This is a genomic window from Rhodococcus sp. IEGM 1307 (genome assembly GCF_030056915.1).
Classification (GTDB): Bacteria; Actinomycetota; Actinomycetes; order Mycobacteriales; family Mycobacteriaceae; genus Rhodococcus_F; species Rhodococcus_F opacus_D.
Map to the genome: position 1 here is coordinate 31,250 of NZ_JASHKW010000037.1, position 16,567 is coordinate 47,816.

Genomic DNA, 16,567 nt, shown 5'->3' on the forward strand with positions numbered 1-16,567 from the left:
CACACTCCAGATTCGATACGGGCACGGTGCCGCGAATCAGTCTCGCCTACCGGCGACCGACTCACCGACAATTTCAGGACTTATCTTTGCGCAAAACTATTGTACGATCCTCGCCACCACCGCGACGGCTCCCCAGCCCCGGTCGCCGGAACCGTGACGCGAACAGAATTGCGAGGCACTCGTGAACACCGTCCTTCGCGACATCCACACTGAATGGGAAGCACACCGCGCTATCGCGGTCGCCACCGTCATAGCCACCCACGGGTCATCCCCACGAGACCCCGGCGCGATGCTCGCAGTCCACCAGGACGGAACCGTGGTCGGCAGCATCTCGGGCGGCTGCGTCGAAGGCGCCCTCTACGAAACCGCCCTCGACGTCCTCGCCACCGGGCACCCCCGAATCGAGCACTACGGCCCCACCGGCGACATCCTCGAACCCGGACTGACCTGCGGCGGATCACTGATCGTGCTCGTGGAACGAGTAGACCGCGAGACCATGCCGCAACTCGCCGACCTCATGGAACGGACGCTGCGCGACGAAACCGTCATCCTCGAGACGATCCTCACCGGACCGGAAGCAGGTACCCACCGCATCGCAAACGAACTCGACGCCCCCACCGGCCTGACCTCCTCCGGAACGCTGATACGCCGCTTCCCGTCCCGGCCCCGGATGGTGATCGTGGGTTCGACCGACTTCGCAATGGAGACCGGGCTAGTCGGTACCCGAATGGGCTACCGGGTCACCATCTGCGATGCCCGCCCCGTGTTCACGACACCGCAGCGATTTCCCGATGTCGAAGAGGTCGTGTGCGAGTGGCCGTCGGACTGGATCACAAGTGAGCGCAACAAAGGCCGATTCGATTCCCGCACAGTCATTGTCGTTCTCACCCACGACCCCAAGATCGACATTCCCGTCCTCCTCGAATGCCTCGACGAGGCCAAATGGACACAGCCCCTCGCCTACGTCGGGGCCATGGGGTCACTCACCGCCGACACCAACCGACGGCGGGACCTGGCCGCGGCCGGCCTCCGCCCAGAAAGTCTTGCCACGCTATCCAGCCCGATCGGCCTCGACATCGGCAACCGGGGGCCAGCCGAGACCGCCATCTCCATCGCCGCCGAAATCATCGCCAGCCGGTCCGCGCCAGTGTGCTCATAGAAAGATGACCCCCATCCCGGTAACCCGCGAATCTCCAGCGCCGACCAGGACCAAAACCACCAGATCGATGCGCTGCGCCGCGCCGAGGTGATCGCCAGTCTCCACTCCTACGCGCGCGCGGCCACCGGCCACGATCTGAACGGCCAGGCCGAGTATGGGGAACTGTGAGTAACAGATAGGTTGGGTGCGCGTCGCCAGGCCCGGCCGCCGAGCACCGACAAGGAGCCTCCCATCAACATCCTGCAGAACGTCTCGAGCGAGATCCGCGAGTGGGAACGCGCCGTCACGACGGTGATGCTCCGCATACGCCAGATCGGGGTGCTGATCGACCGTCTGGGGCCCGCACTCGACGACCTGTCCGAACTGCTCGACGCCGCCAAGCAGATCGCGGAGACCGCGGAGGGGCTCGCCGTGAGCGCGAAGGGCATCGACCAGAGCGCCGAGATCATTGCCCGCGACGCGGAGAAGATCGCGCAGGCGCTGCCCGCGGTCGAGCGGCTGGGAAGACTCGCAGACCGCCTACCCGGTGGGGGTAGACGGTCTGCTGCCGGGCGGTGACGGGCGGATGGAGCCCCGTCACACGGTGTCAGTGAGCGAGGTCGTGGACCTCCGTGCCGGCGAGGCGCAGCTCGGCGGGTTGTGCGTCCGGGTCGTCGGCGATCCCCGAAATCGGCATCATGGCGAGGGCCTGGTCGAACGCGTCGACGAGCCATTCCCCGGTCACCGTCACGAGCCGAGTGTCCTCGGCGGCCGGCTGCTTCTGAAAGAAAGTCACCACCCACGGGTTCTGCGCGTCCGGATCGGAACTGAGATCCCCCGGTGCGTTGGTGGCGAGCAGGTAAATGCCGCGCTCGAAATCGACCCGGACGGCGTATCCGCTGCCGGTGTTGACGACGGTGGCCGGGCGGTGGGCGGCCAGGGCCAGCGTCATGAGGGCATCGGCGTAACGAGTGGTGTGCTCCACGGTGAGTGGCATGAACGATCACCTTTCAACTTCTGTGAGCGTCGCCGCGGCAGAGCAGGCCCGGAGTTCAGTGGTCCGAAAATGCAGTTCCTCCGACAGGTCACGAGAAGATAGAAGTCAAGCTGTTCGTCGGGAGCTTCGGCTGCGAGAGCGTCGTGCGGAATGGTGCTCTCACTGTCGGCCACCTTCGAGGTGGGCGTCCTGGCACAGCGTGCACAGTTGGTACGCCCGATTGGAGCACGGACGCGCCGGGCGGTCCGTGAACTCGGTAGCTGTGTACTCAACTACGACTAACCGTACGGTGCCGGGCCCGGATACGCGACACGGGGGCGTCCGTCGGATAGCGCTGTGGCCCATGACCTGGCGTCATGGGCCACAATGTGTCGGCCTGCGGGTCGGCTCAGTGCTGCAACACCGGGTAGTCGGTGTAGCCCCTCGCGCCCTCCGAGTAGAAGGTCTCGGGGTCCGGGGTGTTGAGCGGCAGGTCTTCCTGCCAGCGCCGCACGAGATCCGGGTTGGCGATCGCGGGACGCCCGACGACGACGGCATCGGCGTGGCCGTCGTCGAGGATGGCCAGCGCTTCGTCGCGGGTGGTGACCGCCCCGAAACCACTGTTGATCAGCACCGGGCCGCCGAAGCGCGTCCGCAGGTCCTGGGCAAGGGGCCCGGACGGGTCCTTGTGCAGAATGCTCAGGTAGGCGGGCTTCAACGGAGCAATGGCGTCGACCAGCGCGCCGTAGGTGGCCCGAACGTCGTCGGCGTCCAGTTCCAGGGCGTCCTGGATGTTGTGTTCGGGTGAGATGCGGATACCCACCCGCCCGGCGCCGATGGCGTCTGCGACGGCCTCGACCACCTCGACGACGAAGCGTGCCCGGTTCGCGGGGGAGCCGCCGTACGCGTCCTCACGCAGGTTGGATGCCGGGGAGAGGAATTCGTGCAGCAGGTAGCCGTTGGCGGCGTGGATTTCGACGCCGTCCATCCCGGCTGCCACCGCGTTCCGCGACGCCTGGACGAAATCCTCGATCACGGCGGGGAGTTCCTCGGTACGCAGCGCGCGGGGCACCGGGTACGGAGCCTTCCCCTCATAGGTGCGGGTCTCACCGTCGATGGCGACGGCGCTCGGGCCGACCACCTCGTGACCGCCGGTTGTTCCCTCGTGCGTGACGCGGCCGGCGTGCATGACCTGGGCGACGATCCGTCCACCGGCCGCATGCACGGCGTCGGCGACGTTCTTCCAGCCCGCAACCTGCTCGGGTGTCACCAGCCCGGGCTGGCCGGGGAAGCCCTGGCCGGCGTGGCTGGGGTACGTGCCTTCGCCGACGATCAGACCGAGAGAGGCCCGCTGACGGTAGTGCTCGACCACCAGCGGTCCGGGCACACCGTCACGCCCGGAGCGGACGCGGGTCAGGGGTGCCATCACGACCCGATTGGGCAGTTCGAGTTCGCCGAGTGTCAAGGGGGAGAAGAGATTCACAGATATCGGTCTTTCCGTAGGCGTGTTCGGCAGCGCCGTTCTCGGTGCCGCCGCGCAGGATCGGGATCCACTGGGGGAACGGGCCTACGGGCCGGGCTATTCCGACTAGAGACGGCCGTCACTGTGAGGGCACCGTCCCCGAGTCAGGGAATTGTGCTCGCCTACAGGCTGTGGTCGCATTCGAGCAGGGCGTCGAGCCACAGCAAGGCTTCGACGAGGGCCTGCATGCGAATGAGTGCGGTGTCGGCAGGCACGGGCGGCGGGGGATCGGATCCCTCCCGATGCCTGCTCTGCAGGTGTCTCACGACGGCGGTGAACAGCCACTCGGCGGGCGCGGGCAATTCCTCGTTCAGCTCGGCGGTGTCGTGCACGACGGGTACGACGCTGATGAAGCTGTCGACGGCGTCGGTGACGCTCGAGGCCGGATCCGCGATGAGGTCGGCGATGGTCGTGACGATCCACGCCACGACCGCCGTGAACGCCGACCGGTCGCTGCCGTGGTCGCACGCGATCTGGGAGATCTCGGGTGCGAGCGCCTGGAAGTCGCGGTCGCCGACCAAGGTCAGGAGGCGACCGCCCAGTTCCGCGCCGTCGGCGCGCTGAGGCCCATCGATCATGGCTGTCCCACGGCTGGTATTCGGCGCCGTGAGCGTTATGGATGGGCCGGGGAATCAACCTCGTCCGTGCCGCTCAGACCTCTGCTGCGACGGGCGGCTTGACTCCGGCGACGGGGCACTGCGCTTCGAGGAGCACACGCTGGGCGACGCTGCCCATGAGGAGTTTGCCGACGGGGGAGCGTCGCCGCATGCCGAGGACGAGGAGTTCGGCGGCGGAGTCGTAGGACGCGTCGATGAGGTTGTCGGCGTGGGAGCGGTCGGGTTCGTTCCGCGCGATGCGGTAGTCGACGCCGGCTGCGTCCGCTTCCTCCCTCGCGGAGTGCAGTTCGGCCCCGAAGCCGGGATTCGAGGCGCTGTCGCCGTCCGCGATCACGACGAGATCGGTTGCGCGCATGCGGGCTTCGGTGAATCCGAAGGCCAGGGCGCCTCGACCTTCGATTGTCGGAACGTAGCTGAGAATGACGCTCATCGTGACCTCGGCTCGAGTACGGGGGTGGTCAGGGTGCCCTGGGCGAGGTATTCGTCGAGGTTCTGCAGGGTGAGAGCCTCCATCGCGGCCCGGGTCTCGGTCGTGCCGCTCGCGACGTGGGGGAGGAGGACGACGGTGTCGAGCGCGAGGAGCGCTTCGGGAACGTGCGGTTCGCGGGCGAATACGTCCAGTCCGGCACCGGCGAGTTTGCGTTCGGTGAGCAGTTCGACGAGCGCGTCCTCGTCGACGACGCTTCCGCGTGCCACGTTGATCAGGTAGCCGTCGGGTCCGAGGGCCTCGAGAACCTGTCGGTCCACGAGCTTTTCGGTGCCCTTTCCGCCCGCTGCGGCGACGATCAGCACATCCACCCGGGCGGCGAGTGCGGCGGCCGAGCCGACGTAGGCGAACGGGGAGCCGGGAACCTCGCGCCGATTGTGGTACGAGATCGTGCAACCGAAGCCGGTGAGGCGGGTGGCGATGGCGGAGCCGATACGTCCCAGCCCGACGATGCCGACCCGCGTGCCGCTCACCTGCCGGGTGAGGGGGAAGTTGCCCTCGGCGGGCCAGCGGCCGTCACGCACGAAGCGGTCGGCGGCGGAGAAGCCGCGGAGCGTGTCGATCAGCAATCCGACGGCGGTGTCGGCGACGCAGTCGGTGAGGACGTCGGGGGTGTTGCTCACACCGATTCCGAGTTCCTCGGCGAGCACGACATCGGTTGTGTCGTAACCGACTCCGAAGTGCACGATCGCGCCGAGGTTCGGCAGTTCCGTCATCAGTGCGGCGTCGACTCCGGTGCGGCCGGACGTCACGACCGCGGTGACGGACTCGCCGTGTTCGGCGAGGAAGCTGGTGCGGTCGTCGCCCAGCGGGAGGTCGAGTGCGTCGTACTTCTCGGCGAGCGTCGCGGTGAGGGACGGCTTCAGCGGCCCGACCTTCAGGACGCGTCCTCCCGAAACAGTTTGTACAGCAGCTTCTTTCACGGACGACTCAGCGGTCACCATCGTGCCTCCTGACGAGTGGTGACGCGACTCTCCGCGTCACCGGTTACCCGTACGTTAAGCGGCGCCCGGAATACCTGTCCAACACGTAAATAACATGGATCGATACTCAAACGGCATTGGTTGGCGGCGCGTTGACGTGCGCAGATGCCGTAACCCCCTGTATGCGCCGGTCAGGGGCCTGCCGGGGTGATCGCAGTCTCCATCAATTGTGCGTGTGACCGCCCTCACGAGCCGTTTTGGGCCGTTTTCCCCTGTTGACGCTCCTCCGGGCCGCTCATAGCGTGTGTCTACCGTCACAGGCGGGCCCTCTTCACTCGCGTCGAGTACGCGACACATCCCTACGGAGGACACCATGAGCCCTGCACGTTCGCTGCAGCAGGGAACCCGTTACCGCGCCGTCGTCGCGGCCACCGCCGCACTGACGGTGCCGGCTCTGGTCACAGGTTGCTCGGTGGCCAATTCGAGCCACAGCGACGCCGCCAGCCCCGACACGTTGCGGATCGTGCTCCCGCAGGAGCCGCCCACGCTCGAACCCTGCGACGCGTCACTCACCTCAACCGGAGTCGTCGTCCGCTCCAACATCACCGAGCCGCTGGTGGAACGCAACGCCGATACCGGCGATCTCGAACCGAAGCTCGCCGACTCATGGGAGCAGACGTCGGACACGGTCTGGACGTTCCGGATCCGTCCGGGCGTCACGTTCAGCGACGGCAGCGTCTTCGACGCCGAGGACGCCGCCTTCTCGATTGATCGCACCGTCAACTCCACCATCGGCTGCGACGTCGACGGGTACGTCTTCGGCGACGACGAACTCGTGGTGAACGCGATCGACCCGTCGACCGTGACGGTGCAGACTCCCGTCGCCGACCCGATCCTTCCGCTGCGGATCTCGTTCGTGGAGATGGTGCCCTCCACCACCGACGCCCAGGACAAGGTGCGCGATCCCATCGGCACCGGCCCCTACAAGATCGACTACTGGGATCACGGGCAGCGACTCGCGCTGGTCCGCAACGACACGTACTGGGGCATGGCGCCCGAGTACACGCGGGCGATCTACCAGTGGCGGACCGAGGGCAGCGTCCGCGCCGCGATGGTCACCAACGACGAGGCCGAACTCGCCACGTACCTCGGTCCGGAGGACGGCGCGGGCGACCTCGGTGTCGCCTACCCCAACAACGAGACGACGGCGCTACGCATGATGGCCACCGAACCTCCGCTCGACGATTACCGCGTCCGCGAGGCCATCGACCTCTCCGTCAACCGGGAGGGGATCGTCAAGGCACTGTTCCAGGGCCTCGGCGAGCCGGCCGGGCAACTCGTCGGCAGCAGCATCGTCGGGTTCGACCCCGACCTGCAGCCGACCCCCTACGACTCCGATCGCGCCGCGCAACTGGTGGCGGAGGCGAAGGCCGACGGCGTTCCCGTCGACAACCAGATCCGCCTGATCGGGCGCACGGGCCAGTTCCCGAAGATCAACGAGACCATCGAGGTCATCCAGAACTCGCTGAGCAAGGCGGGCCTGAACGTGAAGATCGAGATGATGGACACGGCCGGGCAGATGCAGTACCAGATCCGGCCGTTCCCGCAGGGCACCGGACCGATTCTGCTGATGATCCAGCACGGCAACCAGGCGGGTGACGCGCAGTTCACCGTCGACCAGTACATGCGCAGCGACGGATACCAGAGCTACTTCGGCTCGCCCGGATACGACGCGCAGATCGACGCCGCCGAGCAACTCGTCGGCGACGCCCGGCAGGACGCGTTCGCCTCGGTACTGGCCAACGAGCCGAAGGAGATCCGGCAGTTCGCGTACATCGCCCACATGAACGCGGTGCTCGCCAAGTCCCCGACCGTGCAGTACGCGCCCAACTCCGCGACCGGCGACGAGATGCGCCTGAGCGAGATGACCCACGCGGACACATCCGCGAACGGCTAACCCCTCTTCCCAGCCCCCCGGAGGAACTGAGATGTCCCAACCGAACCCGATCCGAAGGCGGTGAGTCATGTTCGCCTTCCTGCGCCGACGCGTCTACACCAGCCTCGTACCCCTCCTCGTCGTCCTCTTCGGTGTGTTCCTGCTCGCCCGCCTCACCGGCGACCCGACCAACCTCTACCTCCCGGTCTCCGCGACACCGGATCAGCGCGCCGAGTTCGCGGCCGAGAACGGCCTCGACAAGCCGGTCCTGAGCCAGATGGTCGACTACCTGTCCGGGGTTGCCCACCTCGACTTCGGCGAATCGCTGCGCACCGGTGAATCCGCCGCGACCATGGCGTTGCGGGCGTTCCCGGCCACGCTGCAGCTGGCGTTCTTCACGATGCTGCTCGCGATCATCGGCGCCATCGTGATCGGCTGCTGGGCGGCGTACCGGCCGAATTCGCTCGCCGACCGGATCTCGAGCCTGCTGTCGATGACCGCGGCCAGCATCCCCGATTTCTGGTTCGCCATCACCGGCGTGTGGATCTTCGCGGTGGTGCTGGGGGTGCTGCCCACGTCGGGTACCGGAAGCGCGCTGTCGTGGATCCTGCCGATCGCGACTCTGCTCATCCGGCCCCTCGGCGTGCTCACCCAGGTGGTCCGCGGCGCGATGGTGTCGGCGCTGTCCGCACCATACGTACGTCTTGCTCGGAGTAAGGGCGCAGGCGACCTGCGCGTCGTCACCCATCACGCGCTCCGGAACGCCGCGGCTCCGGCGCTGACGGTGGCCGGCGACCTCACCGTCGGCCTGGTCAACGGCGCCGTCGTCGTCGAGGCGATCTTCGGATGGCCCGGCATCGGCAAGCTGATGATCGACGCGATCCTGCAGCGCGATTTCGCAGTACTGCAGGCGGCGGTGCTGCTGACCGCGGTCAGCATCTTCGTCCTCAACATCCTGATCGACGCGGGCTACGCACTTCTCGACGCGCGTGTCCGTGAGAAGTCCAAGGTCTAGGAGGCCGCCGAGATGTCCATAGACAACGCACCCCGCCTGGACGGCGCCGGCGACCTCTACCCGGGCCCCGACGAGACGCCTGCCGTCGCTGCCCCCGTCGGAGAAACCGTTCCGGCACCGAAACCGTCCCGGAGCAAGGCGCCGTTGTGGCGACTGCTCCTGCGGGACCGGATGGCCACGGTCGCGGCGGCGATCCTGGTGTTCGTGTTCCTCGTCGCCGTCTTCGGCCCGTGGCTCGTCGGCGACGCCGCGACGGATCAGAACCTCGACCAGTCCAACCTCGCACCGTTCCACGTGGCGAACGGGTGGATGAACATCCTCGGCACCGACCCGCTCGGACGCAGCATGCTGGCCCGGCTGATCGTCGCGTGCCGCACCACCCTCCTGGTGGCGCTGCCCGCGGTCGCGCTGTCCTGCATCATCGGGTCCCTCGTCGGCATGTGGGCGGGCTACCACCGCGGCTGGCGGGAGACGACGGCGATGCGCGTTGCCGACGTCATCATGAGCTTCCCCTCGCTGCTGATGGCCGTCGTCGTCCTCTACGTGTTCTCGCCCAGCGCCGCGAACATCGTCCTGGTCCTGGCCATCACCCGCATCCCGATCTACCTCCGCACCGCCCGCGCGGAGTCGGCGGAACTGCAGAGCCGGTTGTTCGTGGACGCCGCCCGCACGTTCGGCGCCCGCAGCGGAGCCGTCATCCGCAGGCACGTGTTCCCCATCCTGCTGCCGACGCTGCTCACCGTCGCCACCCTCGACTTCTGCTACGTGATGCTGGCCGAGTCGTCGCTGAGCTTCCTGGGCATCGGCATCCAGCCGCCGGACATCAGCTGGGGCCTGATGGTGTCCCAGGGCCGGACGTACCTGCAGACGGCGTGGTGGCTGTCGTTCTTCCCCGGCCTCGCCATCGTGATCACCACCGTGTCGGCGACCGTGCTCGCGGCATGGGCGCGGATCGCCACCGACCCCGCCCAGCGCTGGCGTCTGACCGTCCCGCGGTCGCGTCGCTCCCGGCTGTTCCCCACCCGAAAGGTCGTCTCATGAGTGCACCCGCACCGGCTGTCGAATCGCCCGACGTCGCAGACACCGACCGCGTCGCCCTCGAGGTCGCGGATCTGACCGTCGACCTGCGCACCCCCTCGGGCACGGTCCGGGCCGTCGACCACGTGTCGTTCACCGCGCGGCGCGGGGAAACCCTCGCGCTGCTCGGTGAGTCGGGGTGCGGCAAGTCGATGACCGCGCAGGCGCTCGTCGGCCTGCTCGAACCGATCGCCGACATCACCGACGGTTCGGTCCGTCTCGGCGACGTCGACCTGGTGACGGCGAAGGCCAGGACCCGCCGCACCCTCGCCGCCACCGAACTCGCCATCGTGTTCCAGGACGCGCTGACCGCGCTCAACCCGGTGTACACGGTCGGTAAGCAGTTGGCCGAACCGTTCCGCATCCATCGCGGGCTGTCCTCGAAAGAGGCGCGACGGGAAGCGGTCTCGCTGATGGAGAGGGTAGGGATTCCCGAGCCCGAATCGCGCGTCGACTCCTACCCGCACCAGTTCTCCGGCGGCATGCGGCAGCGCCTGCTGATCGCGATGGCCGTCGCACTGAGCCCGACGGTCCTGCTCGCCGACGAACCGACGACGGCACTCGACGTCACGGTGCAGGCACAGATCATGTCGCTGCTGCGGGATCTGCGCACCGAGCACGACATGGCCGTCATCCTGATCACCCACGATCTCGCGCTCGTCGCCGAGGAGGCCGACCGCGTCGCGATCATGTACGCGGGCAACGTCGTCGAGACGGGCCCGGTCGCCGAGGTGTTCTCGTCGCCGCAGCACCCGTACACCAAGGGGCTGCTCGATTCGGTTCCCGTGCACGCGGTCCGCGGCGAAGACCTGAAATCCATCGGCGGCACCCCGCCCGACCTGCACTCCATTCCGTCCGGCTGCGTCTACCAGGCGCGCTGCCCGCTGGCCCGCGACCTGTGCCGCACCACCCGCCCACCGCTCGCCGACGTCGCCACACACGGCCGCCGCTCGGCGTGCCACTTCCCCGAGGAGATCTCGCATGTCTGAGTCGATTCTGAAGGTGCGGGGCCTCACCAAGACGTTCAAGGTGCCTGCCAACGCGGCGGGCAAGAATCAGTTGCGCGCGCTCGACGGCATCGACCTCGACCTCGCCCGCGGCGAAACGCTCGGGCTCGTCGGCGAATCGGGTTGTGGAAAGTCCACTCTCGCCCGCACGCTGATGATGCTCGAGCGCCCCGACTCCGGTTCGGTGACCTGGGACGGCGTCGACCCGTTCTCGCTGAAGGGCAAGGACCTGCTGGCGCTGCGCCGCCGGGTGCAGATGGTGTTCCAGGACCCGTACGCGTCGCTGAACTCCCGGATGTCGGCGGCCGACATCATCGCCGAGCCGTGGCGCACCCACAAGACGATGTACAAGACGAGCCGCGACCGGGCGGCACGGGTGCGGGAACTGCTGCACCTCGTGGGTCTGCGGCCGAGCGACGAGCACCGGTACCCGCAGGAGTTCTCCGGCGGTCAGCGGCAGCGACTCGGGATCGCCCGTGCCCTGGCGTTGAACCCGAGCGTCGTCATCTGCGACGAACCCGTGTCGGCTCTCGACCTGTCGGTGCAGGCGCAGGTGCTCAACCTGCTGAACGACCTGCAGAAGCAGCTCGGCATCTCGTACGTGTTCATCTCGCACGACCTGTCGGTGGTCCGGCACGTCGCCGACCGCGTCGCCGTGATGTACCTCGGGCGGATCGTGGAGACGGGTGTGACGGACGCCGTCTTCGACCGTCCCGCCCATCCGTACACCGAGGCCCTGATGTCGGCGGCACCGAAGCTGGACGCCGAATCCCGGGGCAAGCGGATCATCCTCGACGGTGAAGTGCCGTCGCCGCTGAACCCGCCGTCGGGCTGCCGGTTCCGCACCCGCTGCGCCCACGCCACCGACATCTGCGCGAGCACCGTGCCGCCCGCCGCCGTCGACGAGCGGGAGAGCGGCCACGTCGCCGAATGCCACCACCCCCGGCGTCCGATCGAACTCGGCGTTCCCGTCGCGGTCGGGTGAGCGGGGCAGGGTTCGCGATCATCGCGTTCGCCGTCTTCCTCGCCTCGTGCATGCAGGCCTCGATCGGATTCGGGATGGGGATGCTCGCCGCACCCGTCGTCGCGCTCGTCGACCCGGGCCTGCTGCCCGGGACCCTGATCATGACGGCGACGGTCGTCACGGTGATGGTGGTGTGGCGGGAACGCGACGCCCTCGATCTGTCGGGCACCGGGTGGGCGCTGGCCGGCCGGGTGCCGGGCACGATCGCGGGCGCGTTGCTGCTGGTGGTGCTGCCGGAACGGGGGCTGTCGCTGCTACTCGCCGCCGTGGTGCTGGCCGGGGTCGTCTTCGCGACGCTGGGCTGGGCACCGCCGCCGCGACGCCGGAACCTCGCCGTCGCAGGCGCCGCGTCGGGTCTGCTCGGCACGGCCACGTCGATCGGCGGGCCGCCGATGGCACTGGTGATGCAGGGGTCGAAGGGGGCGCAGCTGCGCGGCAACATGAGCGCGTTCTTCCTGGTGGGCTCCACGCTGTCGGTGGCCGTTCTCGCCGCGACGGGGTCGGTGCATCGCGAGTCGGCGGTGATGTTCCTGCTGCTGATCCCGGCGACGGTGCTCGGCTACGTGGCGTCGCGGTTCGTGAATCGCCACCTGGACGCTGCACGCCTGCGCCGGGCGTCGATCACGGTGTCCTGTGTGGGTGCGTTGATGCTGATCGGACAGCAGCTTCTCTGATGCAGTGTCTGCATCGTTCGATGCTCAACAAGTCTTGGACATGTATCGATCGGGCCACTTAGAGTTTTGGTTGTGAGGCGCCTCACGGGCGGCGCTGCGCTGTGAAGGAAGGTTTTCGGAGATGAGTACAACGAGCACCACCCCGGTCGTCACCGACATGCGAGTGGTCCCGATCGCGGGACACGACAGCATGCTCCTGAACCTGTCCGGCGCGCATGCCCCGTACTTCACCCGGAACCTGGTGATCCTCACCGATTCCGACGGCAACACCGGTGTCGGCGAGGTGCCCGGCGGTGAACCGATCCGCCGTACCCTCGAAGACGCCCGCGCGATCGTGACCGGGCGCAGCATCGGCGAGTACAACGGCGTTCTCGCCGATCTGCGACGCACGTTCGCCGACCGGGACGCGGCGGGCCGCGGCAACCAGACGTTCGACCTCCGAGTTGCGATCCACGCCGTCACCGCCGTCGAGTCGGCACTCCTCGACGTGCTCGGGCAGCACCTCGGTGTTCCCGTCGCGGCCCTGCTCGGCGAGGGGCAGCAGCGCGAGAAGGTGCAGGCGCTCGGCTACCTCTTCTTCGTCGGCGACCGCAACAAGACCGACCTCGAGTACCAGTCGGGTGCGGCGGAGTCCGACGACTGGCTGCGCCTGCGGCACGAGGAGGCGCTGACACCGGACGCGGTCGTGCGGCTGGCCGAGGCGGCTCAGGCGCGATACGGCTTCGCCGACTTCAAGCTCAAGGGCGGCGTCCTGGCACCCCGCGAGGAGGCGGCGGCCGTGACGGCGCTGGCCGAGCGATTCCCCGACGCCCGGATCACCCTCGACCCCAACGGCGGTTGGCTGCTGTCGGAGGCGATCGAGACGTGCCGCGGGCTGAAAGACGTTCTCGCGTATGCCGAGGACCCGGTCGGCCCCGAGGGCAGCTTCTCCGGTCGAGAGGTGATGAGCGAATTCAAGCGCGCCACCGGACTGCCGACCGCCACCAACATGATCGCCACCGACTGGCGCGAGATGGGGCACACCATCCGCTCCGGCGCCGTCGACATCCCGCTCGCCGACCCGCACTTCTGGACCATGAACGGATCCGTCCGCGTCGCCCAGCTCTGCGACGCGTGGGGTCTCACGTGGGGTTCGCATTCCAACAACCACTTCGACGTGTCGCTCGCGATGTTCACCCACGTCGCGGCCGCGGCTCCGGGCGACATCACCGCCATCGATACGCACTGGATCTGGCAGGACGGTCAGCGGATCACGAAGGACCCGTTCGAGATCGAAGACGGCTACCTCACCGTGCCGTCGACCCCCGGCCTCGGTGTCGAACTCGACATGGACCGCGTCGAGGCCGCCCACGAGCTGTACCGGCAGAAGGGGCTCGGCGCGCGCGACGACTCGATCGGCATGCAGTTCCTGGTGCCCGGCTGGACGTTCGACAGCAAGCGCCCGGCGTTGGTGCGCGCCTGATGAAGGTCGTCGTCGGCGATCGGAACCTGCTGCCGCATCGCGAACTGTTCGAGTCGGGGCTGCCGTCCGGTGCGACGGTGTCGTGGCATCGGACGTTCGACGAGTCGGCCATCGTCGCCGACCTCGCCGACGCCGACGTCTATGTGGGCGGCCGGTTCACCGCCGCGATGGCGGCCGCTGCGCCGAAGTTGCGCCTGCTGCACGTCGCCGGCGCGGGCACCGACAACGTGGCGTTCGCCGCGCTCCCCGCGGACACCCTGGTGGCCAACACCTTCCACCACGAGGACTCGATCGCCGAGTACATCGTGTCGGCGGCGCTGATGCTGCGCCGCGGATTCCTCCGGCACGATCGCGCCCTCCGCGGCGACGTGTGGGCCACCTCGGTGTACGACGACGCGATCGCGCAGTCCCGGTCGATGCGGGGCGCGCGGGTCGGATTCGTCGGCTTCGGTCACATCGGCCGGCGGTCGTGGAACGTGCTGCGCGCGTTCGGGTCCGAGGGCTGCGCCGTGACCGGGCGGGGAAATCTCGACGCCGCCGAGGAAGGCCTCGCCTGGGCAGGGGGCAACACGTCGCTGCTCCGGCTCCTGACGGAGTCCGACGTCGTGGTGGTGTCCGCGCCCCTGAACGATCACACCCGCGACATGATCGGCGGCGCGGAACTCGACGCGCTCGGCCCCGATGGCATCTTGATCAACGTCGGGCGCGGCCTCCTCGTCCAGGAACAGCCGCTGTACGACGCGCTGGCGTCGCGCCGGATCGCGGCCGCGGCGATCGACGTCTGGTACTCCTACCCCGACGCCGGCGGTCACGGCGCCCCGAGCGCGCTGCCGTTCCGCGATCTGCCGAACGTCCTGATGACCCCGCACTCGTCCGGCGTCACCGACCACACGTTCGTCGGCCGGGTCGGCGACATCACCGACAACATCCGCAGGCTGGACACGGGGCAGACGGTCCTGCGCACCGTCCGCCCCGGCTAGCGTGCGTCAGTAGTTACCGCAGGTCTCGGCGATCGCCAGCGCCTTCGCGCGCCACTCGACGGCCGGTCCCTCGGTAGGCACGGTGTCCAGTCGGCTCTTCAGCTGCGGGTGGGCGTCGAGGACGGCCTGGCGGTCGGCCGGGGACTTCGAGAAGAAGTCCGCCAGCTGAGCCTTGCGCTCGGGTGCCTGGTCGAGGCGCGCGGCGAGCTGCGGAGTCACGTCGTGCATCGCCGCATCGATCTGCGCGAAGCTGCACGTGGAGTTCACGAGGCGGGCGGAGTCAGAGTCGACTGGATCGGCGGAGGCGATGCCCGGGATCACGAGGGCGGCGGAGATCGCGCCGACGGCGGCGATACCGAATTGCAGACGTGCTCGTGAAACGTTCATGACGAGTCCTCCCATGTCGGTTGGTTTGCCGGGGAAACGATAGGGGCCCGAATTGTGACTTTCCTGAGGACCGTCTGAGAATTGGTGCGGCGAACTGGACTCCGAAGATGGTGCGCAACGCGAAGGCCGCACGTCAGCAGCCCACCGATCGGCGTTCGGCGTTCGGCAGGTTCGTGGAGCAGATCGAACTCCGGGTCAGCCAGGCGCCCGTCCAGCTGTGTGGGGTCATCCACAGCCCGTGGACGAGGTCGAGGGTGTCGGGTGCTGCGGTGTGACCTTTCATGACTGTGATCCTTTCGTCTCGGGTGAGGGGATGCCACGAGGTGTAGGTAGACCGCGAGCACGGCGCCGTCGATCCGCGCGGATGACTTTCTTGCCGCCGACATCGAACGGCACTGTCTGGTCGTCGTCACGTGAATGACGAGGGTGGGGACGTCGACCTTGTCGAGGTCAGCTCGGAAGTCCGTCGCCGAGAACGCGGCGATGCCTTCGTAGGCGTTGTGGTGACCCCCCTGATTTGCCTGCGACCAGAACGAGTCGCGTACACCCTGGGACGGGTGACTGTCAGGTCGGTTGCGCCGAAGAATCGAAGGCTTCGACCGGGATGCCGTCGGGGTTGTCGGCGGTCTGCAGCATGAATGGCGGCACCGCCGAGGCGAGCACGATCTGGGCGACCCGGCCGGTCCCGTGCCGTCCGGCGTATCTACTCACCTCACCACCGCCGGTCGAGAGACCGACCAGCGTGGTGTCGTGAAGGTCGAGGTGCTCGAGTAGCGCCGCGAGGTCGGTCCTGCGCTTCCCAGCTGTCCGCATTGAGCGGCCACCCGTGGCTCAGGACTACGGGCGGCCGGCACCCCGGTCCTTGTAGGGGATCTCGGTGCCGCCGAGAGTGGTGACTGCCGGTATGCCGTACTTCTCGATGAGGACTCCCCGATGAAGAGCGAGTGGCAATGGGAGCGACGGTCCCACCGTCGAGCTTTCGGACCTGCTAAACCGGCTCAGCGTGCACGCTTCTGGTCTGACGGTGCACGCCGGCACGAATGGCAGATCCGGCGGAGTTCAGCGTGCGAATCCCCGCGACCAGGCGATTTGGAATATCGCGTGCGGTTCGCGTAACTTATTCCAAGTCAGAGCGACACGGACACCGACATTCACCACCTGGTGATGCAACGAGGTTGTACGAAGTGCCTGACCAATCCGAAGTTCACCATCGTGTATGGTTGTGCTTCAACCCCGGAATGTCTTCAGCGGGTGCCGGTTTGCGCCGGTCAGTCCGATGAGATAAGCTGGAAAAGTTGCCCCGGAGCGGCTGGCGAGTGTGCCAGAAGTGATGGTGTGTGCG

18 protein-coding genes are annotated in these 16,567 nt (G+C 67.9%); 10 read left to right on the forward strand and 8 right to left on the reverse strand.

The genetic code is table 11. The features are described from left to right. The first annotated feature begins 181 nt into the window (after window positions 1–181). Window positions 182–1,159, forward strand: a complete 978-nt coding sequence (locus QM841_RS40955; RefSeq protein WP_283336496.1) for an XdhC family protein — start codon at window positions 182–184, stop codon at window positions 1,157–1,159. Between the two features lie 180 nt (window positions 1,160–1,339). Further along, on the forward strand, window positions 1,340–1,717 hold the full coding sequence (locus QM841_RS40960) for a hypothetical protein (protein ID WP_280784793.1): 378 nt from the start codon (window positions 1,340–1,342) through the stop codon (window positions 1,715–1,717). Window positions 1,718–1,745: 28 nt separating this feature from the next. On the opposite strand, the gene QM841_RS40965 is transcribed toward QM841_RS40960, so the two are convergent. From QM841_RS40965 to QM841_RS40985, 5 genes are all read right to left on the reverse strand, one after another. After that, on the reverse strand, window positions 1,746–2,135 hold the full coding sequence (locus tag QM841_RS40965; RefSeq protein WP_280784792.1) for a hypothetical protein: 390 nt from the start codon (window positions 2,133–2,135) through the stop codon (window positions 1,746–1,748). A gap of 388 nt (window positions 2,136–2,523) precedes the next feature. Beyond that, window positions 2,524–3,597: an alkene reductase gene (locus QM841_RS40970; protein ID WP_283336498.1), complete on the reverse strand. Its 1,074-nt coding sequence runs from the start codon at window positions 3,595–3,597 to the stop codon at window positions 2,524–2,526. Window positions 3,598–3,758: 161 nt separating this feature from the next. After that, a complete protein-coding gene (locus QM841_RS40975) occupies window positions 3,759–4,214 on the reverse strand; it encodes a hypothetical protein (protein ID WP_283336499.1) in 456 nt (151 codons plus the stop codon). Between the two features lie 73 nt (window positions 4,215–4,287). Then, window positions 4,288–4,683: a universal stress protein gene (locus tag QM841_RS40980; protein WP_283336500.1), complete on the reverse strand. Its 396-nt coding sequence runs from the start codon at window positions 4,681–4,683 to the stop codon at window positions 4,288–4,290. Continuing rightward, window positions 4,680–5,684, reverse strand: coding sequence for a 2-hydroxyacid dehydrogenase (locus tag QM841_RS40985; RefSeq protein ID WP_283336501.1), 1,005 nt, complete (start codon window positions 5,682–5,684; stop codon window positions 4,680–4,682). The genes QM841_RS40980 and QM841_RS40985 overlap by 4 nt, the downstream gene beginning before the upstream one ends. Window positions 5,685–6,036: 352 nt before the next feature. On the opposite strand from QM841_RS40985, the gene QM841_RS40990 reads away from it, so the two are divergent. From QM841_RS40990 to QM841_RS41025, 8 genes are all read left to right on the forward strand, one after another. Continuing rightward, on the forward strand, window positions 6,037–7,620 hold the full coding sequence (locus QM841_RS40990) for an ABC transporter substrate-binding protein (protein ID WP_283336502.1): 1,584 nt from the start codon (window positions 6,037–6,039) through the stop codon (window positions 7,618–7,620). Between the two features lie 67 nt (window positions 7,621–7,687). After that, window positions 7,688–8,614 carry an ABC transporter permease gene (locus tag QM841_RS40995; RefSeq protein ID WP_005256530.1) on the forward strand — a complete coding sequence of 309 codons (927 nt, stop codon included), beginning with the start codon at window positions 7,688–7,690 and terminating at the stop codon, window positions 8,612–8,614. A 12-nt stretch (window positions 8,615–8,626) separates the two neighbouring features. Next, on the forward strand, window positions 8,627–9,655 hold the full coding sequence (locus tag QM841_RS41000) for an ABC transporter permease (RefSeq protein WP_054246765.1): 1,029 nt from the start codon (window positions 8,627–8,629) through the stop codon (window positions 9,653–9,655). Next, entirely contained in the window at window positions 9,652–10,680 is a 1,029-nt protein-coding gene (locus QM841_RS41005) for an ABC transporter ATP-binding protein (RefSeq protein ID WP_283336503.1), read from the forward strand. The genes QM841_RS41000 and QM841_RS41005 overlap by 4 nt, the downstream gene beginning before the upstream one ends. Next, a complete protein-coding gene (locus QM841_RS41010; RefSeq protein ID WP_283336504.1) occupies window positions 10,673–11,683 on the forward strand; it encodes an ABC transporter ATP-binding protein in 1,011 nt (336 codons plus the stop codon). Before QM841_RS41005 ends, QM841_RS41010 begins: the two co-directional genes overlap by 8 nt. After that, window positions 11,680–12,396: a sulfite exporter TauE/SafE family protein gene (locus QM841_RS41015; RefSeq protein ID WP_169695018.1), complete on the forward strand. Its 717-nt coding sequence runs from the start codon at window positions 11,680–11,682 to the stop codon at window positions 12,394–12,396. Before QM841_RS41010 ends, QM841_RS41015 begins: the two co-directional genes overlap by 4 nt. 121 nt (window positions 12,397–12,517) lie before the next feature. Further along, on the forward strand, window positions 12,518–13,858 hold the full coding sequence (gudD, locus tag QM841_RS41020; RefSeq protein WP_016884543.1) for a glucarate dehydratase: 1,341 nt from the start codon (window positions 12,518–12,520) through the stop codon (window positions 13,856–13,858). Beyond that, window positions 13,858–14,838: a 2-hydroxyacid dehydrogenase gene (locus tag QM841_RS41025; protein WP_283336505.1), complete on the forward strand. Its 981-nt coding sequence runs from the start codon at window positions 13,858–13,860 to the stop codon at window positions 14,836–14,838. Before gudD ends, QM841_RS41025 begins: the two co-directional genes overlap by 1 nt. A gap of 6 nt (window positions 14,839–14,844) precedes the next feature. Here the strand turns inward: QM841_RS41025 and QM841_RS41030 are convergent, their stop codons facing one another. The 3 genes from QM841_RS41030 to QM841_RS41040 form a co-directional block, all read right to left on the reverse strand. Continuing rightward, on the reverse strand, window positions 14,845–15,225 hold the full coding sequence (locus QM841_RS41030; protein ID WP_283336506.1) for a hemophore-related protein: 381 nt from the start codon (window positions 15,223–15,225) through the stop codon (window positions 14,845–14,847). Between the two features lie 133 nt (window positions 15,226–15,358). Continuing rightward, window positions 15,359–15,508, reverse strand: coding sequence for a hypothetical protein (locus QM841_RS41035; protein ID WP_283336507.1), 150 nt, complete (start codon window positions 15,506–15,508; stop codon window positions 15,359–15,361). A gap of 281 nt (window positions 15,509–15,789) precedes the next feature. Next, on the reverse strand, window positions 15,790–16,038 hold the full coding sequence (locus QM841_RS41040; protein WP_005569242.1) for an alpha/beta fold hydrolase: 249 nt from the start codon (window positions 16,036–16,038) through the stop codon (window positions 15,790–15,792). Window positions 16,039–16,567 lie beyond the last annotated feature (529 nt).